Source organism: Paraburkholderia sp., assembly GCF_035501035.1.
Lineage (GTDB): Bacteria > Pseudomonadota > Gammaproteobacteria > Burkholderiales > Burkholderiaceae > Paraburkholderia.
The window spans coordinates 1-24567 of record NZ_DATJWR010000343.1 but is presented as its reverse complement, the minus strand read 5'-3'; the positions used below and the strand labels follow the sequence as shown (position 1 = coordinate 24567).

At 66.7% G+C, this 24567-nt stretch carries 21 protein-coding genes; 7 read left to right on the top strand and 14 right to left on the bottom strand.

Translation table 11 applies throughout. The annotated features are described in order from the left end of the window. From VMJ11_RS25275 to VMJ11_RS25265, 3 genes are all read left to right on the top strand, one after another. Positions 1-549, top strand: a 549-nt coding sequence (locus VMJ11_RS25275) for a thiamine pyrophosphate-dependent enzyme (protein ID WP_325622891.1), incomplete at its 5' end; no start/stop codon positions are given. A 109-nt stretch (positions 550-658) separates the two neighbouring features. Further along, complete coding sequence (locus tag VMJ11_RS25270; RefSeq protein WP_325622889.1) at positions 659-2095, top strand: aldehyde dehydrogenase family protein; 1437 nt, start codon at positions 659-661, stop codon at positions 2093-2095. 612 nt (positions 2096-2707) lie between these two features. Continuing rightward, positions 2708-4186, top strand: coding sequence for a DEAD/DEAH box helicase (locus tag VMJ11_RS25265; RefSeq protein ID WP_325622887.1), 1479 nt, complete (start codon positions 2708-2710; stop codon positions 4184-4186). Between the two features lie 95 nt (positions 4187-4281). Here the strand turns inward: VMJ11_RS25265 and gluQRS are convergent, their stop codons facing one another. Both gluQRS and VMJ11_RS25255 read right to left on the bottom strand, forming a co-directional pair. Next, positions 4282-5232: a tRNA glutamyl-Q(34) synthetase GluQRS gene (gene gluQRS / locus VMJ11_RS25260; RefSeq protein ID WP_325622885.1), complete on the bottom strand. Its 951-nt coding sequence runs from the start codon at positions 5230-5232 to the stop codon at positions 4282-4284. Between the two features lie 7 nt (positions 5233-5239). Beyond that, on the bottom strand, positions 5240-6148 hold the full coding sequence (locus tag VMJ11_RS25255; protein ID WP_325622883.1) for a sulfurtransferase: 909 nt from the start codon (positions 6146-6148) through the stop codon (positions 5240-5242). 375 nt (positions 6149-6523) lie between these two features. On the opposite strand from VMJ11_RS25255, the gene dnaE reads away from it, so the two are divergent. Next, positions 6524-10090, top strand: coding sequence for a DNA polymerase III subunit alpha (dnaE, locus tag VMJ11_RS25250; RefSeq protein ID WP_325622893.1), 3567 nt, complete (start codon positions 6524-6526; stop codon positions 10088-10090). On the opposite strand, the gene VMJ11_RS25245 is transcribed toward dnaE, so the two are convergent. After that, complete coding sequence (locus VMJ11_RS25245) at positions 10084-10872, bottom strand: glycosyltransferase family 2 protein (RefSeq protein WP_325622881.1); 789 nt, start codon at positions 10870-10872, stop codon at positions 10084-10086. The genes dnaE and VMJ11_RS25245 overlap by 7 nt on opposite strands. A gap of 215 nt (positions 10873-11087) precedes the next feature. Between VMJ11_RS25245 and msbA the strand changes: the two genes are divergently transcribed. Then, positions 11088-12881: a lipid A export permease/ATP-binding protein MsbA gene (gene msbA, locus VMJ11_RS25240; RefSeq protein ID WP_325622879.1), complete on the top strand. Its 1794-nt coding sequence runs from the start codon at positions 11088-11090 to the stop codon at positions 12879-12881. Positions 12882-13129: 248 nt separating this feature from the next. Here the strand turns inward: msbA and VMJ11_RS25235 are convergent, their stop codons facing one another. The 3 genes from VMJ11_RS25235 to VMJ11_RS25225 all read right to left on the bottom strand — a co-directional run bounded on the left by VMJ11_RS25235 (position 13130) and on the right by VMJ11_RS25225 (position 16077). Further along, positions 13130-14431, bottom strand: coding sequence for an O-antigen ligase family protein (locus VMJ11_RS25235; protein WP_325622877.1), 1302 nt, complete (start codon positions 14429-14431; stop codon positions 13130-13132). A gap of 14 nt (positions 14432-14445) precedes the next feature. Further along, positions 14446-14862 (bottom strand): glycosyltransferase, encoded by a 417-nt coding sequence (locus VMJ11_RS25230; protein ID WP_325622875.1) that lies wholly within the window; start codon positions 14860-14862, stop codon positions 14446-14448. A gap of 66 nt (positions 14863-14928) precedes the next feature. After that, complete coding sequence (locus VMJ11_RS25225; RefSeq protein WP_325622873.1) at positions 14929-16077, bottom strand: glycosyltransferase family 4 protein; 1149 nt, start codon at positions 16075-16077, stop codon at positions 14929-14931. 277 nt (positions 16078-16354) lie between these two features. On the opposite strand from VMJ11_RS25225, the gene waaC reads away from it, so the two are divergent. Together waaC and VMJ11_RS25215 are read left to right on the top strand one after the other, a co-directional pair. Continuing rightward, positions 16355-17356: a lipopolysaccharide heptosyltransferase I gene (gene waaC / locus VMJ11_RS25220; RefSeq protein WP_325622871.1), complete on the top strand. Its 1002-nt coding sequence runs from the start codon at positions 16355-16357 to the stop codon at positions 17354-17356. A gap of 256 nt (positions 17357-17612) precedes the next feature. Next, a complete protein-coding gene (locus tag VMJ11_RS25215) occupies positions 17613-17927 on the top strand; it encodes a DUF4148 domain-containing protein (protein WP_325622869.1) in 315 nt (104 codons plus the stop codon). Positions 17928-17975: 48 nt separating this feature from the next. On the opposite strand, the gene mnmH is transcribed toward VMJ11_RS25215, so the two are convergent. The 8 genes from mnmH to VMJ11_RS25175 form a co-directional block, all read right to left on the bottom strand. After that, a complete protein-coding gene (gene mnmH / locus VMJ11_RS25210) occupies positions 17976-19076 on the bottom strand; it encodes a tRNA 2-selenouridine(34) synthase MnmH (protein ID WP_325622867.1) in 1101 nt (366 codons plus the stop codon). 36 nt (positions 19077-19112) lie between these two features. After that, positions 19113-20582 carry a ribonuclease G gene (gene rng, locus VMJ11_RS25205; RefSeq protein ID WP_325622865.1) on the bottom strand — a complete coding sequence of 490 codons (1470 nt, stop codon included), beginning with the start codon at positions 20580-20582 and terminating at the stop codon, positions 19113-19115. Between the two features lie 8 nt (positions 20583-20590). Then, positions 20591-21214 (bottom strand): Maf family protein, encoded by a 624-nt coding sequence (locus tag VMJ11_RS25200; protein ID WP_325622863.1) that lies wholly within the window; start codon positions 21212-21214, stop codon positions 20591-20593. Between the two features lie 130 nt (positions 21215-21344). Continuing rightward, complete coding sequence (gene rlmH, locus VMJ11_RS25195) at positions 21345-21815, bottom strand: 23S rRNA (pseudouridine(1915)-N(3))-methyltransferase RlmH (protein ID WP_254355833.1); 471 nt, start codon at positions 21813-21815, stop codon at positions 21345-21347. A gap of 36 nt (positions 21816-21851) precedes the next feature. After that, positions 21852-22325 (bottom strand): ribosome silencing factor, encoded by a 474-nt coding sequence (gene rsfS / locus VMJ11_RS25190; protein ID WP_325622860.1) that lies wholly within the window; start codon positions 22323-22325, stop codon positions 21852-21854. 2 nt (positions 22326-22327) lie between these two features. Beyond that, positions 22328-23053: a nicotinate-nucleotide adenylyltransferase gene (locus VMJ11_RS25185; RefSeq protein WP_325622858.1), complete on the bottom strand. Its 726-nt coding sequence runs from the start codon at positions 23051-23053 to the stop codon at positions 22328-22330. A 4-nt stretch (positions 23054-23057) separates the two neighbouring features. Beyond that, complete coding sequence (hemF, locus tag VMJ11_RS25180; RefSeq protein WP_325622857.1) at positions 23058-23993, bottom strand: oxygen-dependent coproporphyrinogen oxidase; 936 nt, start codon at positions 23991-23993, stop codon at positions 23058-23060. A 354-nt stretch (positions 23994-24347) separates the two neighbouring features. Continuing rightward, the coding region (locus VMJ11_RS25175) for a phosphoribosylglycinamide synthetase C domain-containing protein (RefSeq protein ID WP_325622855.1) at positions 24348-24567 on the bottom strand (220 nt) is incomplete at its 5' end.

The window sequence follows — 24567 nt, the reverse complement described above, 5'->3', positions numbered from 1 at the left end:
GTCTACGGCGCGATGCCCGAGGACGGCATCCTGTGCCTCGACAACGGCATGTACAAGATCTGGTTCGCGCGCTACTACCGCGCGCGCGAGCCCAATTCGATCCTGCTCGACAACGCGCTCGCCTCGATGGGCGCGGGTCTGCCTTCGGCCATCGCCACGAAGATCGTGCATCCGCAACGCAAGGTTGTGGCCGTGTGTGGCGACGGCGGCTTCATGATGAACTCGCAGGAGCTCGAGACGGCGGTGCGCCTGAAGCTCGACCTCGTCGTGCTGCTCCTGCGCGACGACGCGTTCGGCATGATCCGCTGGAAGCAGGAAAACATGAACTTCCCGGACTACGGGATGACGCTGCAGAACCCCGATTTCGTCGATTACGCGCAGAGCTACGGTGCGCACGGGCACCGCGTGGGCGCAGCGGACGACTTCAGGCCGCTCATCGAACAGTGCCTCGCGCAGCCGGGCGTGCACGTGATCGACGTGCCGATCGACTATTCGGACAACGAGCGCGTGCTCAATCGCGAGATCAAGCGTCTGAGCGCGCAGCTTTGAGACGTGGGGCCGGGCGCGCGCCTTGCGTCGCGGCCTTTCGCTGGTCCTGATCCGGCCTTCAGGCGCGAGCCTTTCGGCTTGCGCCGCGCTTCTTTTCGGAGAACCCGCCATGCTCAAACCGACCTATCCGTACTATCTGGCCAATGTGGCGGTCGCCGCCAACACCGATCTCGAAGTCACCGACAAGTACAGCGGCGAAGTCGCCACACGTGTCGCGCTCGCCGACGCGAAAGCCATCGACGCGGCCATCGCCGCCGCCGAGGCCGCCATGCCGGCCATGCGCGCGTTCCCGCCGTTCAGGCGCCAGGCCGTGATCGATCACTGCGTGGCGCGCTTTCGCGAACGCTTCGACGAACTGGCGATGGCGCTGTGCATCGAGGCGGGCAAGCCGATCAACGACTCGCGCGGCGAGGTCACGCGCCTGATCGACACGTTCCGTGTGGCCGCCGAGGAGAGCGTGCGCATCAACGGCGAGATCGTGAATCTCGAGATTTCGCCGCGCGCGAAGGGCTATCACGGCTATGTGAAACGCGTGCCGATCGGGCCGTGCTCGTTTATCTCGCCGTTCAACTTCCCGCTCAATCTGGCCGCGCACAAGGTGGCACCCGCGCTCGCGGCTGGCGTGCCGTTCGTGCTCAAGCCCGCGAGCCGCACGCCGGTGGGTGCGCTCATCATCGGCGAGGTGCTGGCGGAGACAGACTTGCCCAAGGGCGCGTTCTCGATCCTGCCCGCGCATCGCGACGGCGCCGATCTCTTCACCACCGACGAGCGCTTCAAGCTGCTCTCGTTCACGGGCTCGCCCGCGGTGGGCTGGGACCTCAAGAAGAAAGCGGGCAAGAAAAAGGTGGTGCTGGAGCTGGGCGGCAACGCGGCGGCCGTCGTCGACGGCGATCAGGGCGGCAAGCTCGATTACGTGGTGGACCGGCTCGCCTTCGGCGCGTATTACCAGTCGGGGCAGAGCTGTATCGGCGTGCAGCGCATTCTCGTGCACGCGTCGATCTACGACGCGCTGCGCGACAAGCTGATCGCCAAGGTCAAGACGCTCAGGATGGGAGACCCGAAGGACGACAAGACCTTTGTCGGGCCGATGATCTCCGAATCGGAGTCGAAGCGCCTCGCGGGCTGGATGGAGAGCGCGGTGCTCGCGGGCGCGAAGATCCTGGCGGGAGGAAAGGTGCACGGCGCGATGTTCGAGGCCACGCTGCTCGAAGACGTGGGCCGCGATACCGATCTCTACCGCCGCGAGGCGTTCGGGCCGGTGGCGATACTCGAGCGTTTCGACGACTTTGGCCGTGCGCTCGAGATCGTCAACGACAGCGATTTCGGCCTGCAGGCCGGAGTGTTCACCGATTCGCTCGCGCACGCGCACGAGGCGTGGGACACGCTCGACGTGGGCGGCGTGGTGATCAACGATATTCCGTCATTTCGCGTGGATAACATGCCGTACGGTGGCGTGAAGGATTCGGGACTCGGGCGCGAAGGCGTGCGCTACGCGATCGAGGACATGACGGAGCTGCGGCTGATGGTGGTGCGCGAGACGTGGTGAGCAAGGCGGGACGATGAAAACGGGGCGCGATGCCTCTTCGCGCGGCGCATGCAAATGGCGCACGCAAATTCTTCGTGCGCCGCTTGGCAGAACCCATGGGCCGCTGCCATAGGGATTTATGCCAAGGTGTTACAATACCGGCCTTTCGGCCGTTTATGCCTGAGCTTGCGTCCGCGTTCGTACTTGCGCTCGCACCGGTCTGCGCCAGCCGCGAAGCTGGGTGAAGCGGGTGGGTAGAGCGCCGGCAGCGGCCAGCGCGAGGTTTGCCGGGCGGGCACGCGGAGCCGGCGTGATTCGCGGGCGCGAGGCCGATCGAGCCGTTTCGACGAACCGGCCAGTGAGAGCCCCGGAGCCAACCGGGATTCGAGCGAGTCCGGCCGGGTTGAGCCTGAGCGTGCGCGGCAATGGAGCCGGCGCCCCGTCCCCGGCGGACCCTTTCGACGTAGAAGGGCCATCTGTTTGCCGGGCGGCCCACGCGAGCGATCCACCCGTCGCGGCAGGGTGTCCTGTCTGGCCCTGTATTGAACTGCCGCGTTGAACTGCATTACCAGCAGTGACCATTTGGGGCGCTCCCGCGCCTCGCGCGAATTGCGCATTTATAGCGAAGCCACCATGTCCGACACAGCCGTCAAGCCCAGCACTGAGACCTTCGACCAGTTTGGCCTTGCACCCGAAATCCTCAGGGCCATCCAGGACCAGGGCTACACGACGCCCACGCCGATCCAGGCGCAGGCGATTCCCGTGGTCCTCACGGGGCGCGACGTCATGGGCGCCGCGCAGACCGGCACCGGCAAGACGGCGAGCTTCTCGTTGCCGATCATCCAGCGCCTGCTGCCGGGCGCGAGCACGAGCGCCTCGCCCGCGCGGCACCCGGTGCGCGCGCTGATCCTCACGCCCACGCGCGAGCTGGCCGACCAGGTCGCCAACAACGTGCGCTCCTACGCGGTGCACACGCCGCTGCGTAGCGCGGTGGTGTTCGGTGGCGTCGACATGAATCCGCAATCGGACGAACTGCGCCGCGGCGTGGAGATCCTGATCGCGACGCCGGGCCGTCTGCTCGACCACGTCCAGCAGAAGACCACGCAGCTCGGCCAGGTGCAGATGCTCGTGCTCGACGAAGCCGACCGCATGCTCGACATGGGCTTTTTGCCCGACCTGCAGCGCATCCTGAACCTGCTGCCGAAGGAGCGCCAGACGCTCCTGTTCTCGGCCACGTTCTCGCCCGAAATCAAGAAGCTCGCCGCGACCTACCTGCGCAACCCGCAGACCATCGAAGTCGCGCGCAGCAACTCCACGGCGACCAACGTCACGCAGGTCGTCTACGAAGTCGCCGAGGGCGACAAGACCGGCGCGGTCGTGCAGCTGATTCGCGATCGCGGCCTCAAGCAGGTGATCGTGTTCTGCAACAGCAAGATCGGCGCGAGCCGGCTCGCGCGCCTGATCGAGAAGCAGGGCATCGTGGCGGCGGCCATTCACGGCGACCGCTCGCAGAACGAGCGCATGCAGGCGCTCGACGCCTTCAAGCGCGGCGAGATCGAAGCGCTCGTGGCGACCGACGTGGCCGCGCGCGGTCTCGACATTGCCGAGTTGCCGGCCGTCATCAATTTCGATCTGCCGTTCAACGCGGAAGACTACGTGCACCGCATCGGCCGCACGGGCCGCGCGGGCGCCTCGGGCGACGCGCTTTCGCTGTGCAGCCCGAACGAAAAGAAGCAGCTCGCCGATATCGAGAAGCTCATCAAGCGCCCGCTCACGATCGAGCGGCTCGTGGTCGACGTGCCGGTTGCGCATCACGAGGGCGGCAGCCGCCGGCGCGAGCGCGACGGCCACGAGAGCCGTGATGGCCGTGGCGAGCGTGGCGCCCACCGGCGCGCGGCGTCGTTCGAGCGAGCGCATCATCACCGCGCGCAGCCCATCGACGATTTCTTCCTGAAGCCCTACGAGCCCTCGCCGGGCGCCCGCAGCAAGGCCGAAGACAAGCCGGTGGCCGGCACGCCGCAAAAGCAGCCGTCCAAGCAGCCGCTCGCGGCGCTGCTGGGCGGCCTCGGGTCGTCGTGGCGTAACAAGCCGACGTCGTCTTCGTCGAACTGAGTCTGGCGCTGCGCGAGGCTCGCGCGATGCAAACAAAACGGCATGTCGTGTCAAGCGACATGCCGTTTTGTTTGCATCGCGCGTTCAGCCGCGTGTCATGCGAGTGCGAGCGGCAGTTGCGCGAGGCGGCGCTTCCATGCATCGATGGCGTCGGCCTGGAACGCTGCGAGCGTCGTGGGCGCCGGGTCTCGCAGATCGAGGCCCAGATGCCGCGCGGCGGCCGCCAGCGCTTCCAGCGGGCGTGTGCCATCCAGCGCCTGCGCGCCGGTCTGCTTCGAGAGTTTTTCGCCTTCCGCGTTGGTCACGACGGGCACGTGCAGCCAGCTTGGCGTCGGCACGCCGAGGCAGCGCTGCAGCCAGATCTGCCGCGCCGTCGAGTCGAGCAGGTCCGCGCCGCGCACCACGTGCGTGATGCCTTGCTGCGCATCGTCCACGACCACGGCGAGCTGATAGGCCCACTGGCCGTCCGCGCGCAGCAGCACGAAATCGCCTACTTCGGTCGCGAGGTCCTGTTGCTGCGGGCCTTGCCAGCGATCGTCGAAACGGATCAGCGCGGGGTTGCCGCCCGGCGCGCGCGGGTCATCGTCCGGCACGCGCAAACGCCACGCGCGCGCGGGCTTGCCATGCAGGCCATCGCGGCAGGTGCCCGGGTAGATCAGCGTGGTGTTGCGCCGGTGCGCGTGCAGTTGCGAATCGGCGATTTCCTTGCGCGTGCAGCCACACGGATAGACGTGGCCCGAGGCGATCAGGCGATCGAGCGCCGCGCGATACAAGCCGACGCGGCGGCTCTGCCATTCGGGCGGCTCGTCGGCGTGAAAGCCGAAGCGATCGAGCGTCGCGAGTATGTCCTCGGCCGCGCCCGGCACGGTGCGCGGGCCGTCGATGTCCTCCACGCGCACGAGCCACGCGCCGCCGTGTGCGCGCGCGTCGAGCCAGCTTGCGAGCGCCGAGACGAGCGAGCCGAAATGCAGCGGTCCAGTGGGCGAGGGCGCGAAGCGGCCGCGATACCCGCGAAACTCGCAAAACCCGGCAGAGGTTGCGCTCACGCGCGTGTTACGCGACCTGGGCCGGCGCGGCCGCCGATGCCGCCGCGCTCGCCAGCGCCGCCGCGCCCTGCGCGCGCTCGGGATGGCACGCCGGGCAGCTCTTGCCCGCCACGTAGAGCGGCGAAGCCTGCTCCTCGGGCGTGACCACCGCGCGGCAGGCGAAGCATTGCACGGTATCGGTCGGTTCGAGCTGCGGGTTCAGCGCGGTGCGCTGGTCGAACACGAAGCAGTCGCCGTTGTAGTGCGCGCCGCCCACTTCCTCGAAGTACTTGAGAATGCCGCCTTCGAGCTGGTAGACGCTTTCGATGCCCACTTCCTTCATGTGGATCGCGGCCTTCTCGCAGCGAATGCCGCCCGTGCAGAACGACACGACCGTCTTGCCTTCGAGATCGGCGCGGTTGGCTTCGATCACGCCGGGGAATTCGCTGAACTTCGTGATGCGGTAGTCGAGCGCGCGCTCGAACGTGCCGACGTCCACTTCGAACGCGTTGCGCGTGTCGAGCATGACTACGGGGCGGCCTTCGTCGTCGAAGCCGCGGTCGAGCCATTGCTTGAGCACGACCGGCGCGACCGAGGGTGCGCGGCCTTCTTCGGGGCGGATCGCGGGCTTCTTCATCGTGATGATCTCGCGCTTCAGGCGCACGAGCATGCGGTTGAAGGGGCGCGATTCGGAGAAGCTTTCCTTGAAGCGCAGGGTCGCGAACTTGCCCTCGAAGAGCGGATCGTGATGGATGTAGTCCATGAACGCGCGCACGTTGCCTTCTTCGCCCGCGACGAACAGGTTGATGCCTTCCGGCGCGAGCAGGATCGTGCCCCGCAAATCGAGCGAGTTGCAGCGCTCGAGCACGAACGGACGCCATTCGGCGGTCTTCTCGAGCGTGGCGAACTGGTAGGCGGAGAGATTGAGGATACGCATGGTGAAACGGTGAATGCGCCACAAAAGGCGCGTGAAAACCAGAGCCGGACGTACGCGCGGATCGGTCCACCGAAACGAAAGTGGGACAGGGCGCGCGCCGGACGCAATCCGTTATTATCCCTCAATCGCGTGTGGTCTTGCCTGTGGCGAGGCCGCAGCCTCGTGTCGCATTTGCGGCATGCCTGCGCCCGCGCAATGCCTTGTCCGGCGAGCACGGGGCGCGTTGCCAATACCGCGCCAATAATCTCGCCAACAACCGCGCCCACGCCGAGCCGGCAACCGGGCCAACAACCGGGCCAACAACCGAGCCAACACCGCGCCGGCGTGCGGGCGAGCGCCGAAAATCGCCCGGGCGCGCAGGTACGTAGAGGTACAATCACGGCCATGTCAGATCCCCGCTTCGTCCATCTCCGCGTCCACTCCGAATTCTCGATTGCCGATGGCATCGTGCGCCTCGACGACCTCGTCAAGGCGGCGGCAAAGGACGGCCAGGGCGCGCTCGCGCTCACCGACCTCGGCAACGCATTCGGCCTCGTCCGTTTCTACAAGGAAGCCCGCGACAAAGGGGTCAAACCCATCGCCGGCTGCGATGTCTGGATCATGAATCCGGACGATCGCGACAAGCCTTCGCGCTTGTTGCTGCTCGTGAAGGACAAGCGCGGGTACCTGAACCTGTGCGAGCTGCTTTCGCAGGCATGGCTCACGAATCAATACCGCGGCCGCGCGGAAATCGATCCCGCGTGGCTCGAAGGGAACTTGGCCGAGGGCCTGCTCGCGATTTCGGGCGCGCAGCACGGCGACGTGGGCCTCGCGCTCGCGGTGGGCAACGTCGAGAGCGCGAAGCGCCACGCGCAGCGCTGGGCGAAGCTGTTCCCGAACGGCTATTACATCGAACTGCAGCGTTGCGGCCAGCCTGGCGGCGAGCAGTATGTCGAGCAGGCCGTCACACTCGCGGCGCAGCTCAAGCTGCCGGTGGTCGCCACGCACCCCATGCAGTTCATGACCGACGAGGAATACATGGCGCACGAGGCGCGCGTGTGTATCTCCGAAGGTGACATCCTCGCGAATCCGCGCCGCCAGAAACGCTTCACGACCGATCAGAGCTTTCGCACCCAGGAAGAAATGGCCGCGCTCTTCGCGGACATTCCCTCGGCGGTCGCGAACACCATCGAAATCGCGAAGCGCTGCAACCTCACGCTCGAACTCGGCAAGCCGAAGCTGCCGCTGTTCCCCACGCCCGATGGCCTCTCGCTCGACGACTACCTCGTGCAGCTCTCGAAGGAAGGCCTCGAAAAGCGCCTCGTGCAGCTTTATCCGGACGAGGCCGAGCGCGAGAGTGAACGCGCGCGCTACAACGAGCGTCTCGATTTCGAGTGCGGGACCATCATCAAGATGGGCTTCCCGGGCTACTTCCTGATCGTCGCGGACTTCATCAACTGGGCAAAGAACAACGGCGTGCCGGTGGGGCCGGGCCGGGGCTCGGGCGCGGGCTCGCTCGTCGCGTACGCGCTCGGCATCACGGATCTGGACCCGCTGCGCTACAACCTGCTGTTCGAGCGCTTCCTGAATCCGGAACGCGTCTCGATGCCCGACTTCGACATCGACTTCTGCCAGCACGGGCGCGACCGCGTCATTCAGTACGTGAAGGAGAAGTACGGCGCCGATGCGGTCTCGCAGATCGCCACCTTCGGCACCATGGCCGCGAAGGCGGCGGTGCGCGACATCGGCCGCGTGCTCGACCTCGGCTACAACTTCACCGACGGCGTGGCCAAGCTCATTCCGTTCAAGCCGGGCAAGCACGTCACCATCGCCGACGCGATGAAGGAAGAGCCGCTGCTGCAAGAGCGCTACGACAACGAAGACGAAGTGCACCAGCTGCTCGATCTCGCGCAGCTCGTGGAAGGTCTCACGCGTAACGTCGGCATGCACGCGGGCGGCGTGCTGATCGCGCCGGGCAAGCTCACGGACTTTTGCCCGCTCTACACGCAAGGCGACGAAAGCGGTGTCGTGAGCCAGTACGACAAGGACGACGTGGAAGCCGTCGGCCTCGTGAAGTTCGACTTTCTGGGCCTGACCACGCTCACGATTCTCGATTGGGCCGAGCGCTATATCCGCATGCTCGACCCGTCGAAGAAAGACTGGTCGCTCGCCCAGGTGCCGCTCGACGACGCGCCGTCGTTCCAGATCCTCAAGAAGGCCAACACGGTTGCCGTGTTCCAGCTGGAAAGCCGCGGCATGCAGGGCATGCTGAAGGACGCGCAGCCCGACCGCTTCGAGGACATCATCGCGCTCGTGGCGTTGTACCGTCCGGGCCCGATGGACCTGATTCCGAGCTTCTGCGCGCGCAAGCACGGCCGCGAGGTGGTGGAGTATCCCGATCCGCGCGTCGAACCTGTTCTGAAAGAGACCTACGGGATCATGGTCTATCAGGAGCAGGTGATGCAGATGGCGCAGATCATCGGCGGCTACTCGCTGGGCGGCGCCGACCTGCTGCGCCGCGCGATGGGCAAGAAAAAGCCCGAGGAAATGGCCAAGCACCGCGAGATTTTCGCGGAAGGCGCCGCGAAGAACGGCCTCACGCGCGAGAAGGCCGACGAGACCTTCGACTTGATGGAGAAGTTCGCGGGCTACGGCTTCAACAAGTCGCACGCGGCGGCCTACGCGCTGCTCGCGTATCACACGGCGTGGCTCAAGGCGCACCATCCGGCCGAATTCATGGCGGCCAACATGTCGCTCGCCATGGACGACACCGACAAGGTGAAGATCCTGTTCGAGGACTGCATCGCGAACGGCATGAAGGTGCTGCCGCCCGACGTGAACGCGTCGGCGTATCGCTTCGAGCCGGTGGCCGAGGCGGACGGCAAGCGCTCGCGCACGATCCGCTACGGTCTGGGCGCGATCAAGGGCAGCGGCCAGAACGCCATCGAGGAAATCCTGCGCGCGCGCGCAGAAGGCGGCCTCTTCAAGGACCTGTTCGACTTCTGCGAGCGCATCGACCGGCGTCTCGTGAATCGCCGCACGATCGAGGCGATGATCCGCGCGGGCGCGTTCGACACGATCCACGACAACCGTGCGCAATTGCTCGCCTCAGTGCCGATGGCGATGGAAGCCGCCGACCAGGCGAGCGCGAACGCGATGCAGGCCGGCCTCTTCGACATGGGCGACGCGCCGCTCGCCGCGCACGAACTCGTCGACGAACCCGCGTGGGGCGAGAAGCGCAAGCTCCAGGAGGAGAAGGGCGCGCTTGGCTTCTATCTGTCGGGCCATCTGTTCGACGCCTACAAGGACGAAGTGCGGCGCTTCGTGCGCCAGAAGATCGGCGAGCTCAAGGAAGGGCGCGACAAGCTTATCGCGGGCGTGATCGCTTCGCTGCGCACGCAGATGACCCAGCGCGGCAAGATGCTGATCGCGTTGCTCGACGACGGCACCGGCCAGTGCGAAGTGACGGTGTTCAACGAGCAGTACGAGGCGCACAAGGCCCTTTTCAAGGAAGACGAACTGCTCGTCGTGCAGGGCGGCGCGCGCAACGACGCGTTCACGGGCGGCATTCGCTTCACCGTGGACACCGTGATGGATCTGGAGCGTGCGCGCAGCCGCTACGCCCAGGCCGTGAAGGTGCAGATGAACGGCAACGCCGACGCGAGCGCGCTGCGCACGGTGCTTGAAGCGCACCGCGCGAAGCCCGACGACTCGCTGCCGGCTTCCGTCGAGCAAACGCGCGGCGGCGGTGGCCGGGGCAGTGGCGGGGGATATGGACGTGATCGCGGCGAGCGCGCGCAAGCCGTGATTCCGAACGGGCTCGCCGTGCAGATCGTCTACCGCAATGATCGTGCAGAAGGCGAGGTGCGCCTCGGCGATGCCTGGCGCGTGAAGCCCACCGACGACCTGCTCGCCGCGCTGCGCGGCGAGTTCGCAGGCAGCTCGATCGAGATCGTCTACTGATCGGCCGCTTCGCGTCTCGCGCTGCCTTCGCCTTGGCACGAGAGCAGCGCGAGCTTCAGGAAGCGGTAGTACACCGTCTCCGCGTTGAACACCGCGATCTGGAAGCCCGCGCGGCCGTCGAGAAAGCCGGCGCGCAGCACGTAGGTGCGCACGAACGCCCAGGCGCCGCGCGCCACCGCCTTGCCGAAGCTGCCGCTCTTGCCGCTCGCCGCGCGCTGGCGAGCACCTGCGCCCGAATAGGCATCGAGCTTGCGCAGCACCGCATCGAAGTCCTCGTAGGAGTAGTGCAGCAGCTTGCCCGCAAGACGCTGCGCACTCGCTTCGAACACGAGCCGCTCGTGCACGAGATCCTCGGAAAAGCGCGCCTTGCCGCGCCTGAAAAGGCGGGGAATCCAGTCGGGATACCAGCCGCTGTGGCGAATCCACGCGCCGCAGAAGCTCGATAGACGGTCCACCGCATAGACCTCGGCTTGCGGCGCGGCGATGGCGGCGCGCATCGATGCGGCCAGTTCGGGCGAGACGACTTCATCGGCGTCGATCGACAGCACCCAGTCGGTGGCTAGCGCATCGAGCGCGCGGTTCTTCTGCGGCCCGAAGCCGGGCCAGTCCGTTGTCTGGAGCACGCGCGCGCCATGTGCACGGGCGATGTCGAGGGTCGCGTCGGTGCTGCCGCTATCGAGCACCACGATCTCGTCGGCGAACGCCACCGAGTCGAGGCATTGCCCGAGCCGCAGCGCGGCGTTTTTCGTGATGATGGCGACGCCAAGCGTGGTGGTGTTCATGCGCCTTCGGTGGGGAGAGACATGGGAAGCAAAGCGGGGAGAGAAGCGCGCGTAGCGCCGCGCCCGGCAAGTATACACAGCGCCGGATGCCCCGGAACCCGGCGGCCCGGCGTGCCGACCATATACAATGCGATACCCCGTCGCCCGGCGGCGCGCCGCCTGGTCGAGACCGTATTTCCAGTTTGCAGCAACAACGCGTTAGTTTAGAGGATGCCTTGAGCGAGAAGCCCCTTCAGTCCACTCTCAGCAAGCCAATCGGCTCCGGCACGGCTTCGAGCCCGATGTCGGTCGGGCGGCGACTCTGGCCGTATCTGAAGCCGCTCCTCGGGGTGTCGATCGGGGCCATTCTCACGCTCGCGATCGTGGCCGCGACCGAGGCCGGCATTCCCGCGCTCCTCAAGCCGTTGCTCGATCATGGCTTCGGCACCAAGGGCAGTCCGAGCGCCAAATGGATCGTGCCGGCGGCCGTGATCGGCCTCGCGCTCGTTCGCGGCCTCGCGCAATACGCTTCCGGCTATCTGCTGCAGTACGTGTCCAACCGCATCCTGCTCGAACTGCGCCTCAAGATGTTCGAGCGCATGATCAACGCGAGCGTCGGCTTCTTTCAGCGCGAGACGGCGAGCACGGTCATCAACGCGATCGTGTTCGAAGTCAACCAGATCTTGAACGTGCTGATGGGCGTGCTCGTCACCGCCGTGCGCGACTCGCTCACCGTGGTCTTCCTGCTCGGTTATCTCTTCATTCTGAACTGGCGGCTCACGCTGATCGTCGCCGTGCTGCTGCCCGCCATCGGCTGGCTCGTCAGCAAGATCAACCGCCGGCTGCGCCGCCTGAACCGCGAGCATCAGATCCTCACCAACGACCTGTCGTACATCGTCGAGGAGACCGTGGGCGGCTACAAGGTCGTCAAGGTCCACAACGGCGAGCAGTACGAGATCGACCGCTTCACGGCCCTCAGCAAGCGCCTGCGCGGCTACCAGATGCGCATGACGATCTCGGGCGGCCTCGCGCAGCCGCTCACGCAGTTTCTCGCTTCCATCGCGCTCGCCATCGTCATCACGATCGCCGTCGTGCAGGCTTCGCACGACCAGACGACGGTGGGCGGCTTCGTCGCGTTCGTCACGTCGATGCTGCTCGTCATCTCGCCGCTCAAGCACCTGATCGACGTGAACCAGCCGCTGCAGCGCGGCGTAACGGCGGCCGAGCTGATCTTCGGCCTCATCGACGAGCCGGCCGAGCCCGCCGGCGGCGGCCTGCCGCTCGAACGCGCGCGCGGTGAGATCGAGTTCTGCGGCGTGTCGTTCGGCTATGGCGAGAACGCGCGCAGGATCCTGGACAGCGTGACGCTGCGCGTGGCTCCGGGCGAGATGGTGGCGCTCGCGGGCCCCTCGGGCAGCGGCAAGACCACGCTCGTGAACCTGCTGCCGCGCTTCTTCGATCCGACCGGTGGGCAGATTCTCGTCGACGGCGTGCCGCTGCCGGAGTACGACATCCACGCGCTGCGCAGCCAGATCGCGATGGTGAGTCAGGACGTCGTGCTCTTCAACGACACGGTCGCGAACAATGTCGCGTACGGCGAGACGGCCGACCGCGAACGCGTGCAAAGCGCACTGCGCGCGGCCAACCTGTGGGACACGATCGCGGCCCTGCCGGAAGGCATCGACACGCTCGTGGGCGACAACGGCATGAAGCTCTCGGGCGGCCAGCGCCAGCGCCTCGCGATTGCGCGCGCGATCTACAAGGACGCGCCGATCCTGATTCTCGACGAGGCGACCTCGGCGCTCGATTCCGAGTCCGAACGCCACGTGCAGGCCGCGCTGGAGACGTTGATGAAGGGGCGCACGACGCTCGTGATCGCACACCGGCTGTCGACCATCGAGCGGGCAGACCGCATTCTGGTGATGGAGGCGGGGCGCATCGTCGAGCGCGGCACCCACCGCGAACTGCTGGAGCAGCAGGGGCTTTATGCGCACCTGCATCGCATCCAGTATCAGCAAGGCGCTGCTTGAGGGGTTCGAGAGGTTTGAGTGCTTCGAGTGGTTCGAGTGGTTTGCGTCGCTTCGAATCGGCTTAGAGCCGCTTGAGCCTCGTGAGCCACCAGAACCACCAGAACCGCGCGTGAGCCACTCGAGCGGCCGATCAGCCGCTTGCGGCGTGCGATTCGCAGCGGGCCCTTGCGCCCACAAGCTTCATCGTCTTCAGGCTACGAGGTGCGCCGATAGCGGCGCACCCAGCCCTTCCATTTATCTGCGAGTTCTTAGCGAGCGATGGCGCCCGGTTTCACGCGCCGGCTATACAGCAGGATGCCGCTCAGCAGAACGAAGAGGCTGCCCTCGGTGAAGTTGAGCAGCAGCGAGTTGGCGAAGCAGCCCGCGAAGAAGGCGAGCAGATAGCCGTAAATGACGTTGCGCGCGAGCGGGTCCACATGGCGGCACTCGCGGTACAGCGCGACGAGCAGCCAGAGAAAGAGCGCAATGCCGATCACGCCGAGCTGCACGCCCATCAGCAGGAACTCGTTATGCGGGTTGCCCGCCATCACGGCGCGCCCGCCTGTCTGGTTTTTCGCGAGGCGCTCGAACTCGGGCAGCACGCTGCCTACGCCGTAGCCCGCGACGGGCCGATGCGCAAAGAGGTCGACGCTGCGGCGGTAGAACTCGAGCCGCACGCCGGCCGACGTGACCTGGTTGCTGTCCTCGTAGCTCGTGATTTCCTGGGTCGTGTCGGCGAGGCGCGATTCCTTCGACGTGAAGGCGAAGTAGGCGAGCCCCACGCACGCGACGACACAGGCGAGCGTCGCGACGAGCCGTATGCGTCCGGCGCGCGCACTGCGCAGATGCAGCAGCTGCCACACGACGAACACGGCGACATAGAGCAGCGCGACGACCTGGCCCGTGCGACCCTGCAGCACGAACAGCACGTTCACGAGCGCGAGGAGCGCGTTCAGGTAGAGGAGCCAGCGCCATATCGGCCTGGATGCGGGCTTCGTCATGGACTGCCCGAGCGCCACCGACAGCCAGATGAGGAAAGCCATCATCAGGCCGCCCGAAATGTGATCCTTGAAGACCCATGGCTTGCTCATCGGGCCCTGCGTGTCGTGCATCGGACCGAGGGAGGTCCAGCCGAAAGCGTTCGTGTAAGTGAGGAGCATCGAAAGCGTGAGCGCGGCGAAGAGCGCCCAGATCGCGGCGCAGCCCCACTTCGCGCTGCCTTCGCCCCGGAGCACCAGAAAGAGGACCGGGAATATGAGCAGCTTGCGGTACTTCAGGAGGAAGTTGACCGCTTCGTTCATGCCCGCCGTCGTATAGAGGAGGCTCAGAGCGAGCACGGCGAAGAGCACGATGGCGGCTATGCTGGTGGGCGTCGTGCGGATCTTGCGCAGGCCGCGCCAGGCCTCGGGCGAGCAGGCGGCGAATAGCAGCAGGAGCGCGCTGGCGAGATTCACGCCCGCGGTGGAAATGGGCACGGCCGCGAGCGCGAGCACCGCCGAACACCGCGCGAGCAGCAAGGGCCACGATTGCACCCGCATTGGCCGGCCTGGGTCGGAAAGCGTCGTTTGCATGGGTGTCGGTTCCTTTAAGCCGTCTTTGGCGACATGGCGTGGCCAAGGTGAAACTGGACGCGCCGCGCAAGCGCGTTGTGCGAATAGAGCGCCTCTACCGTGCGCCGCGCGTTCCTGCCGATCGTCGCCCGCAGACCGGGTTGATCGAGCAGTACGCGCATGATGTCGCGTGCTTCTTCGGTGGTGTTGAACAGGAACCCGTTTTCGCCGTGGCGAATGCTGTTCGCGTAGCCGCCGCGCCAGGCGTGCCCGAAGCCGATCCTCTCGATACCGTGCCGCTCGCGCAACGCGGCCGGACTGCGCGACGAAGTCGCCCATAGCTTCACGTCGCCATGCGCGCGGAGCTGGTCTGCCAGACTGAGCGCTTCGAGTTCGCTGCCACCGTGCGGATTCAGAAAGCCGTTGAAAAGATGAATGACCCGATTCGCCATGTTCAAAAAGATGTTGATTGGCCCCTGAACACAAAATGCAGTCGGGGCCGGGCGCTGCACGTGCGTCTATGACGACGCGGGTGGCGACTTCGGTAACTGCTGGAGGTACACCTGTTCCGTCTGGTCGATGAAGTCGGTCAGCGAGAACTCACGCTCGGCCTTCGCGCGTGCGCGCTGGCCGATCGCGCCGAGCGTCTCGCGCTGCGCGAGGATCTGCGCGAGCGTTTTGGCGAGCGCGGGCGGATCGTGCGGCGGGACGATCCAGCCGTCCCCGCCGTCGTCGATGTTCTCGGGCAAGCCTGCGTAGCGCGTGACGATCACGGGCTTGGCCATGGCCATCATCTCGCGGCAGGCGAACGAGACCGTCTCGACCGCGTACGACACCACGAAGCCGATATCGAAGGCCCGGATATACGACTTCACGTCCTCGACGAAGCCCGCCACGCGCACCTGCTCGCGCATGCCGAGCGCATCGATCTCGCGCCACTGCGCTTCGTTGGGCTCGATACCGACCACCACGACCACGAACTGCGAGCGCTGCGCGGCGGGCAGGGAGGCGACGGCCGCGACCATGTCCATGGTGCCCTTGTACCAGTCGAAGCCCGTGACCGTGCCCACCACGAGCTTGTTGGCCTGCGCCTCGCCGAGCAGCGCGGCGCGCGCCTTGGCAACGTCGGCGGCGCTGGCGGGCTGGAACGCGTCGATGTCGACGCCATTCTTCACCACGGCAACGGGCTTGCAGCCATAGACCGATGCGCTCACGAAATCGGCGGTCGAATCCGAGACGGCGATGACGACATCGGTTGCTCGCGTGGCCCGCACGCGCGTGAGGAAATCGCGCTTGATCGCGATCGAGTTGTGCTTGGTCCACACCACGCGCGGACGCGGCCCTTTCATCCCCATCATGCTGAACATCACGAGGCGGTGATCGGGCGAGCCGTTCACGTGCACGATGTCAAAGCGCTCGCGCTCGAGCAGATCGCGCAGCGCCCGCCAGGCCGGCACCATGCGGCGTACGTCCTTGAGCTTGGCGGGAAATTCGAGCGGCAGCGCGCTCACGTTCGGGATCGCGCTCGCCTGGGCGTACAGGCGGCTCGTCGCGGGAGCGGCGACGAAAACCCGATGCCGGCCGGCAAGGCCTCGCGCAATGACGCCAATATAGGTGTCATGGCCGCCACCGCGGCCATAGTGAAAATTGGTCAGCAGGATTTTCAAACAGGAAGCTCCTACCCGGAATGTTGCCTTGGAAGGCTATAGTGGGGCCAGATTGGCGCGATGTCGGTCCGGGCAATCTACGGCGTCCGATTTTAACGCATGGACCCTGCGGTACAGCGATTGCCCCGGGGTTTGCGCCGACAGCCCGCCAGACCCGGGAATCCCGCGTGTGCACGGGGCGCTGACGTATAATCGCGGGTCCGGCGAGCCCGATGCTCGCTCCTGGCCACGTGTGGGCTGCCCGCAGCCGCGCCTGGTCCCGTCAGTCTTCCGTGTCATGGACCGCATTCTCATAGTCAAAGTCACCTCGATGGGCGACATCGTCCATGGTCAACCCGTCGTAGCGGACCTGCACCGAGCCTTTCCCGGCGTCAAGGTGGACTGGGCGGCCGACGGCGCGTTCTCCGACATCCTGAGCTGGAATCCCGGCATCGACCGTGTGCTGTGCGCGCCGCTGCGCCGCTTCAAGCGCGCGCGCAGCATGGCCGACCTGAAGGCGATCGCCGCCTCGATCGGCGAGCTGCGCGCGGTGAAATACGACGCGATCCTCGACCTGCACGGCGTCTACAAGAGCGCAATCATCGCGTTTCTCGCGCGCGGACGGCTGCGCTACGGCTATCGTCGCGAAAGCCTCGGCGAGACTGGCGCGGCGTTCGCCTACAACCGGCGTTACCCGCCGCGCGAGGATCTGCTTGCGTGGGAAGGCCTGCGCAAGACCGTGGGCGACACCTTTGGCTACGCGATCGACAGCGCGCCGGACTTCGGGCTCGTCGTGCCGAAGCCTGCCACGCCGCTCGCTGGCGCCGCGCATGCGCCTTACGCGATGCTGTTTCATGCGACCTCGAGCGACGAGAAGAAGTGGCCCGTCGAGCACTGGCATCGCGTCGGCGCGCACCTGCGCGAGCTTGGCCTGACCGCGCTCCTGCCGTGGGGCTCAGAAGCCGAGCGCCGCGAAGGCGAGGCCATTGCCGCGGGCATTGCGGGCGCGGTCGTGCTGCCCAAGCTCAGCGTGACCGAAGTCGCGCAGCACATCGACGCCGCGGCGCTCGTGGTCGGCACCGACACGGGCTTCGTGCACCTCGCGAGCGCCGTGGGGCGCCCCACGGTGATGATCTTCACGGCGACCTCGGTGCGGCACTTCGGCATCAACGTGCCCGGCCGGTCGGTTGCGCTCGGCGATGCGGGGCGGCCTGCCGAAGTAGCCGAAGTCTGCGCGGCCATCTCCGCTGTGCTGCCTGCCGCAGGCGCGGCCACGCCGCCCATGCCGGCCACGCGCTGACGCCTCGCGTCCCGCGTGGGTCGGCGGCGCGACGCAACCCTCTTGCGCATATTCTGGTGCCAGATCAAATCCGGTCTGGCGATCGAACTCTCATTTTGCCATCGCCCTCGCACGCCCGTGCGCTGGGGCTCGCGCGGATTTTGCTGCGCTCTGGAAGAATCTCTTAGACGATTAGTGGTTAACCCTGATCTCCTGTGCGCCTAAACTGCGTGCATCGGTCACCCCAAGGCCGCTACAGTCCAATGGAGGTCATACCATGAAGTCCCTGATTCAAGCCGTCGCCGCTGCCGCCGCTGTTGCCGCTCTCGTTGCTCCCGCCGCTTCGTTCGCGCAGTCCTCGACCATCACCCGTGCCCAGGTGCGTGCCGAGCTCGTTCAGCTTCAGCAGGTGGGCTACCGCGTGGGCGATGGCGACAACGCTCACTATCCCGATGCGATCCAGGCCGCGCAGGCGAAGGTCGCCGCGCTGAACGGCGCGAACAGCGGCTACGGCGGCGTGGCGAACGCGTCGCAGTCGGGCGCCCGCCCGTCGGTCTCGGCTGAAGACTGGAACGCGATGTACTCGCGCTAAGCCGCGCGATCCGGCACGCCGGAGGGCCGCTTCGGGCCCTCCGGGGTGTCAGATGGCGCGAGGCGCTTCGGCTTCGCTTTCCGCCGCTTCGCCGGCGGCCGACAGGTCTTGCAACTGCGCGAGTAGCGCGTGCGCCTGGGCGAGCGCGTCGCCCGTCATCGGCTGGAACGCGAAGTGCAGCGATTTGGCGAGCTTCGGATAATGGCGCCGCGTGCTGCGCGTGTAGGCGGGATCGTAATGCTCGGCGATGAGCGCTTCGGACAACTCGGCGCGGCGGTTCTCATCGAGCAGCCGGCACCAGCCCTCGATGCGCTCGCGTCCGTGAAGCGGCGTGAGTTTCACCAGCTGCTCGCGGAAGTACGCATGATCGGTGAGCAGATGTCCGTATTCTTCCAGCAGTAACGCGACGCGCTCCTCGCGCGCGACCTCGACCACGACGCAAGGCGCGCCGTGAAGGTGCTCGACGAGCGCGACGGGCAGCGTGATGGCGCCGATACGCCGGCTTTCCGCCTCGACGAACACGGGTTGCGCGGCGTCGAACGCGCGCAGCGTCTCTACGAGCGCCGTGTCGAACGACTTCTGCGCGGGCTGGGCGCGCGTGGGCAACGCGCCGAGCAGCGAGCCGCGATGAGCGGCGAGCGCTTCGAGATCGAGGATTTGCGCGCCGGCCACGCCGAGCGCCTTCAAGAGACGCGTCTTGCCGCTACCCGTCGGTCCCGCGAGCACGATGTAGCGGAATGCGCCGGGCAGGGCGCCCAGCGCCTCGATCACCGTGTGGCGGTAGGCCTTGTAGCCGCCTTCGAGCTGGCGCGCGCGCCAGCCGATCATGTTGAACATCGCCGTCATCGACCCTGAGCGCTTGCCGCCGCGCCAGCAGTAGATGAGCGGACGCCAGTTGCGCGGGCGGTCGGCGAAAGTGGTCTCCAGATGCCTCGCGATGTTGTGTGCGGCGAGCGCCGCCCCCACGCGTGTCGCCTCGAAGGGCGAGTCCTTGTACATCGTCCCGACGATCACGCGCTCCTCGTTGCTGAGCACCGGCGCGTTGATCGCGCCAGGGACGTGGTCCTCGGCGAATTCGAGCGGTGTTCTCACGTCGACGATCTCGTCGAACTCGCCGATCTGTTCAATGGTGACGCGCTGGTGATTCAACTGCGGTGCTCCGTTGATGCGTGATACGGCGTCGTGCTACATCAGCACGATGTCGTATTGCTCCTGACTCAAATTCGACTCGACCTGCAGCGACACCGGCTTGCCGATGAAATCGATCAGCATCGCGAGATGCTGCGATTCTTCCTCGAGAAATAGATCGATGACCTGCTGCGAAGCCACCACGCGAAACTCGCGCGGATTGAACTGGCGCGACTCGCGCAGGATCTCGCGCAACACGTCGTAGCACACGGTGCGCGACGTCTTCACCTGCCCCTTGCCGAGACATATGGGGCAAGGTTCGCACAGCACATGCGCCAGCGACTCACGCGTGCGCTTTCTCGTCATCTCCACGAGCCCCAACTGCGAGAACCCATTCACCGTCACGCGCGTGCGATCGCGCGCGAGCGCCTTCTTCAGCTCTCCGAGCACCTGGTCGCGATGCTCGGCGTTCTCCATGTCGATGAAGTCGATGATGATCACGCCGCCGAGATTGCGCAGCCGCAACTGGCGCGCAATGGTGTGAGCCGCTTCGAGATTCGTCTTGAAGATCGTGTCGTCGAAGTTGCGCGCGCCCACGTAGCCGCCCGTGTTCACGTCGATGGTCGTCATCGCCTCGGTCTGGTCGATCACGAGGTAGCCGCCCGACTTGAGATCGACGCGGCGCGAAAGCGCGCGCTGGATCTCGGCCTCGATGTTGTAGAGGTCGAAGAGCGGCCGCTCGCCCGTGTAGTGATGCAGCTTGGGCAGCACGGCGGGCGTGAATTCGGTGGCGAACTCGGTGAGCCTCTGGAACGTTTCGCGCGAATCGACCTGAATGCGCGTGGTCTCGTCGTTCACGAAGTCGCGCAGCACGCGATGCGCGAGATTCAGGTCTTGATAGAGCAGGCTCGTGGCGGGCAGGCGCTGGGCCTGCGCGAGTATCGTGGCCCACGTCTTGCGCAGATACGCGACGTCGGCGGCGAGCTCTTCGCTCGTGGCGTCCTCGGCGATCGTGCGCACGATGTAGCCGCCTTTTTCGTCGGCGGGCAGCACGGCCGTGAGGCGCGCACGCACGGCCTCGCGCTCGGCCTCGCTCTCGATCTTCTGCGAGATGCCGATATGCGGCTCCTGCGGCAGATACACGAGCGTGCGACCGGCAATGCTCACCTGTGTGGAAAGACGCGCGCCCTTGGTGCCGATCGGATCCTTCACGACCTGCACCATGAGCGTTTGCCCTTCGAACACGGTCTTTTCAATGGGCTGATGATGGACGCTCGTATGCGCTTCGCCGGCAATGCGCGGATGCCAGATGTCGGCCACGTGCAGGAAAGCGGCGCGCTCGAGGCCGATGTCGATGAACGCGGACTGCATGCCCGGCAAGACGCGTACGACCTTGCCGAGATAGACGTTGCCTACGCGCCCGCGCGAAAGCGTGCGCTCGACGTGAAGCTCCTGTACTGCGCCTTGCTGGACCAATGCGACGCGCGTCTCCTGGGGCGTGACGTTGATCAGGATTTCTTCGTTCATGGTTTGTTCTAGAAGTCGATGCACGCGGCGCGCAGGAGGGCGGCCGTTTCGAATAATGGCAAACCCATGATACCCGAATAGGACCCGTCGATTCGCTCGACGAACTCCGCTGCGCGGCCCTGGATGCCATATGCGCCGGCCTTGCCGAACGGCTCGCCGCTCGCCACGTAGCGCGCGAGCGCGGCAGGCAGCGCGCTCGCGAAGCGCACGTGCGACCGCGAAACCGCGATGGGCAGGCACACGCCTTCGGCATTCACCACGGCCACGGCCGTGAGCACTTCGTGCTCGCGGCCCGAGAGGCGTTCGAGCATGGCGTAGGCTTCGGCGGCGTCGTGTGGCTTGCCGAGGATATGGCCGTCGATGGAGACCGTGGTGTCGGCCGTGAGGATCGGCGCGTGCGGGTGCGCGCCGGCGACGAGGCGCGCGCGGGCGGCATCGGCTTTGGCGGCGCACACGCGCTCGACATAAACGGCGGCGTCTTCGCCTGGCAGCACGGCTTCGAGCGCTTCGGCGTCCTCGTCCGGACGCGGCAGCAGCAGTTCGAAGCGCACGCCGAGCTGTTGCAGCAGCTCCTGGCGTCGCGGGCTTTGCGAGGCGAGATAGACGAACGGATAGAGCGCGTTGGTGGGCATCGGGGCGTCTTGGACGTTACGGACTTCGGGTTGGCGAGCGCGCCTCGCGAGCATCCCATGGGGCGCGCTCGCGCGACAAAAGCGGTTCAGGCGAGCTTCCTGCGCGCTTTATGCACGCCTGATGCACGCTTTACACGCGATGATAGGGGTGATTCTGCGTGATGGTCCACGCGCGGTAAAGCTGCTCGGCGAGCAGCACGCGCACCATCGCATGCGGCAGGGTGAGGGAGGACAGGCGCAGCAGCGTATCGGCGCGCGACTTGAGCTCAGGGTCGAGCCCGTCCGCGCCGCCGATCAGGAACGCCACGTCGCGGCCGTCCTGCTGCCACAGCGGCAGCGCCTTGGCGAGCTGCATCGTGGTCCAGTCGCGGCCGCGCTCGTCGAGCGCGACGATGCGCGCGTTCTTCGGCAGCGCGGCCTCGATGCGCGTGCGCTCGGCGGCCATCACGCTCTCGGCGGAGCGGCCCGACGAGCGCTGCTCGGGTTTCACCTCGCGCAGCTCGATGCGCAGCTCGGGCGGCATGCGCTTCGTGTATTCCTCGAAGCCCTCGGCGATCCAGTCCGGCATCTTGTGGCCGACGGCGACGATATGCAGTTTCATCGTACGGGTTGCATGCGGTTCGTGAGCGCGCCGCGCTTACCGGGCGCTTTTGCGCGCCGCGGTCTTGCGCGCGGGCTTCTTCGCCGCCGGCGCTTTTTCCACGATCTCGTCCTCGTCTTCGTCGTCGAGCGGCTCGCTCGGACGGGCGCCCATGAAGCCCGTATTGTTGGCGAGCTTCACGCGCACCGGCTTGTCGCCCCAGATTTCCTCGAGGTTGTAGTACTGGCGCAGCGCGGGTTGCAGGATGTGGACGACCGCGTCGCCGCAATCCACGAGCACCCATTCGCCGATGTCCTCGCCTTCCGTGCTGACGATGTCGCCGCCGGCTTCCTTGACCTTCTCGCGCACGCTGTTGGCGAGCGCCTTGGTCTGGCGGTTGGAGGTGCCGCTCGCCACGACCACGCGGTCGAACAGCTCGGTCAGATGGCTGGTGTTGAAGACACGAATGTCCTGTGCCTTGACGTCTTCGAGACCGTCGACGATGGCGCGTTGCAGTTTGCGAATGTCCATGTTTACTCGTGATGCAGATAGAGATGATGTTGAAGGATATAGTCCCACACGGCTGCGGGAAGCTTTTCAGCGGCGGTGCCGCCGCGTTGCCCGCTCGCCACGCAGGCCGGCAATTCGCGCCGGATCTGGGTAGCCGATATGTCGAGCGCGAGCGTCGCGTCGATCAGCAGATGGCCATGCGGCGTCGCGGCAAGCGTGGCGGCGCTTGCGCGGCGCGCGGCGACTTCTTGTGCGACTTCGGGCGGCAGCGCCGCGAAATCGAAGCCCGGCCGGCTCGCCACGCCCAGATGCACGAGCGCGAACAGCGCACGCCATTCGTGCCATGAATCGAGGTGCAGCAACTGGTCCGCACCCATGAGCAGCGTGAGCGCGGCGTGCGCGTTGCTCTCGCTCTTCGCGCGCCAGCGGCGTAGCGTTTCGACGGTGTAGGTCGGGCCGTCGTGCTCGATCTCGTCGGCGTCGACGCTTACCGTCACGCCGGGCAGCGCGAGCGAGGCGGCGGCGGCACGCGTCATCGCGAGCCGATGCTGCGCCGCGGTGACGCCGGGCTTCTGCCACGGCTGGCCGGCGGGCAGCAGGATCAGCTCGTTCAGGTCCAGCACGCGCGCAAAATGGCGCGCGAGCGCGAGGTGGCCCGTGTGGATCGGATCGAAGGTGCCGCCGAGCAGCCCGACACGGCGCGCAAGCGCGTTGCGCTCGTCAGGCTGGGCGATGAAGGTTTGCGTCACGGCATCAGACCCAGTCGCGCACCGGCAGGAAGTCGCTGTAGAGGCGCGCTTCCGGCGTGCCGGGCTGCGGCTGCCAGTCGTAGCGCCAGGCCGCGCCCGGCGGCATCGACATGAGGATCGATTCCGTGCGGCCGCCGCTTTGCAGGCCGAAATGCGTGCCGCGGTCCCACACCAGGTTGAACTCGACGTAGCGACCGCGCCGGTAGGCCTGGAATTCGCGCTCGGCTTCGCCATAGGGCGTGGCGCGCCGTTTTTCGATGATCGGCAGATACGCCTTCAGGAAGCCTTCGCCCACGCTCTTCACCATCGCGAACGCTTCATCGAAGCCGCCTTCGGCGTAGTCGTCGAAGAAGATGCCGCCCACGCCGCGCGCTTCGTTGCGGTGCTTGAGGAAGAAGTACTCGTCGCACCAGCGCTTGAAGCGCGGGTAGCGATCCGCGCCATAGGGCGCGAGCGCGTCGCGGCAGACACGGTGAAAGTGCTGCGCATCTTCCTCGAAGCCGTAGTACGGCGTGAGGTCCATGCCGCCGCCGAACCAGAACACCGGCGCCTCGCCAGCCTTGGTGGCGAGCAGGAGGCGCACGTTCATGTGCACGGTCGGGCAGTACGGATTGCGCGGGTGCAGCACGAGCGAGACGCCCATCGCCTCGAAGCCGCGGCCCGTGAGCTGGCCGCGCGCGGCGGTGGCGGAGGGCGGCAGGGCGTCGCCGGAAACGTCGGAAAAGCCGATCCCTGCGCGCTCGAAGAACTGGCCGCCTTCGAGGATGCGCGTGCAGCCGCCGCCGCGCAGCTTTTCGCCCGGCGCGCGCTGCCACGTGTCGGTGGCGAACGGCGTGCCGTCGAAGGCGCCGAGTGTGTCGGCGATCTGCGTCTGCAGGCTGGCCAGCCAGGCGCGTACGGCTGCGCTGTCCGGAGAGGCGCTGTTGGGGGTGTCGGTCATCGATGAAATGGGGACGGCGGCGCGCCGGCTCGGCGCCGCATTCAGGTTATCGGGACAGGCCGCCGGGACGGCCCGACAGCGGCAGTGTAGCGCCGATTGGCGTGGCGCCCGGCGCAGACGGCTGCGGCGCACAGCGCCCGCCAGGCGCAGCGCGCAAGAGCGGCGCGGTGCACTGCGACACCACGCCCGCCGCGGTTTGCATGGCGCTACGGGCAAGCGGCCAGACGCAAAGCGTTACGAACGCCGTGGCGCAGCAGCCACAGCGCGCTCGGCGGGGCGGGCGCCCGCGGCGCTCGTGAGTGCTCGCGTCCTGCGGGGCCGCCTTGCTGCGCCAGCCCCGAGGACGCCTGAAGCTTACTGCTTGCGCCCGGCGGCGCGATAGCCGATGTCGTTGCGATACTGCATGCCGTCAAACGAGATGCGGTTCACGGTTTCGTACGCCACCGACTGCGCGCTGCGCACCGAATCGGCGAGCCCGACCACGCACAGCACGCGGCCGCCCGAGGTCACGAGCTTGCCGTCCACGAGCTGCGTGCCTGCGTGGAACGTAACCGAATCGGCGGTCTCGGCAGGG

Bases quoted from the DNA above. Each gene is read 5' to 3' on its own strand.
- VMJ11_RS25270 (WP_325622889.1), top strand. From the start codon at position 659: ATGCTCAAACCGACCTATCCGTACTATCTGGCCAATGTGGCGGTCGCC.
- VMJ11_RS25265 (WP_325622887.1), top strand. From the start codon at position 2,708: ATGTCCGACACAGCCGTCAAGCCCAGCACTGAGACCTTCGACCAGTTT.
- VMJ11_RS25255 (WP_325622883.1), bottom strand. From the start codon at position 6,148: ATGCGTATCCTCAATCTCTCCGCCTACCAGTTCGCCACGCTCGAGAAG.
- VMJ11_RS25245 (WP_325622881.1), bottom strand. From the start codon at position 10,872: ATGAACACCACCACGCTTGGCGTCGCCATCATCACGAAAAACGCCGCG.
- VMJ11_RS25235 (WP_325622877.1), bottom strand. From the start codon at position 14,431: ATGCAAACGACGCTTTCCGACCCAGGCCGGCCAATGCGGGTGCAATCG.
- VMJ11_RS25230 (WP_325622875.1), bottom strand. From the start codon at position 14,862: ATGGCGAATCGGGTCATTCATCTTTTCAACGGCTTTCTGAATCCGCAC.
- waaC (WP_325622871.1), top strand. From the start codon at position 16,355: ATGGACCGCATTCTCATAGTCAAAGTCACCTCGATGGGCGACATCGTC.
- VMJ11_RS25215 (WP_325622869.1), top strand. From the start codon at position 17,613: ATGAAGTCCCTGATTCAAGCCGTCGCCGCTGCCGCCGCTGTTGCCGCT.
- rng (WP_325622865.1), bottom strand. From the start codon at position 20,582: ATGAACGAAGAAATCCTGATCAACGTCACGCCCCAGGAGACGCGCGTC.
- VMJ11_RS25200 (WP_325622863.1), bottom strand. From the start codon at position 21,214: ATGCCCACCAACGCGCTCTATCCGTTCGTCTATCTCGCCTCGCAAAGC.
- rlmH (WP_254355833.1), bottom strand. From the start codon at position 21,815: ATGAAACTGCATATCGTCGCCGTCGGCCACAAGATGCCGGACTGGATC.
- rsfS (WP_325622860.1), bottom strand. From the start codon at position 22,325: ATGGACATTCGCAAACTGCAACGCGCCATCGTCGACGGTCTCGAAGAC.
- hemF (WP_325622857.1), bottom strand. From the start codon at position 23,993: ATGACCGACACCCCCAACAGCGCCTCTCCGGACAGCGCAGCCGTACGC.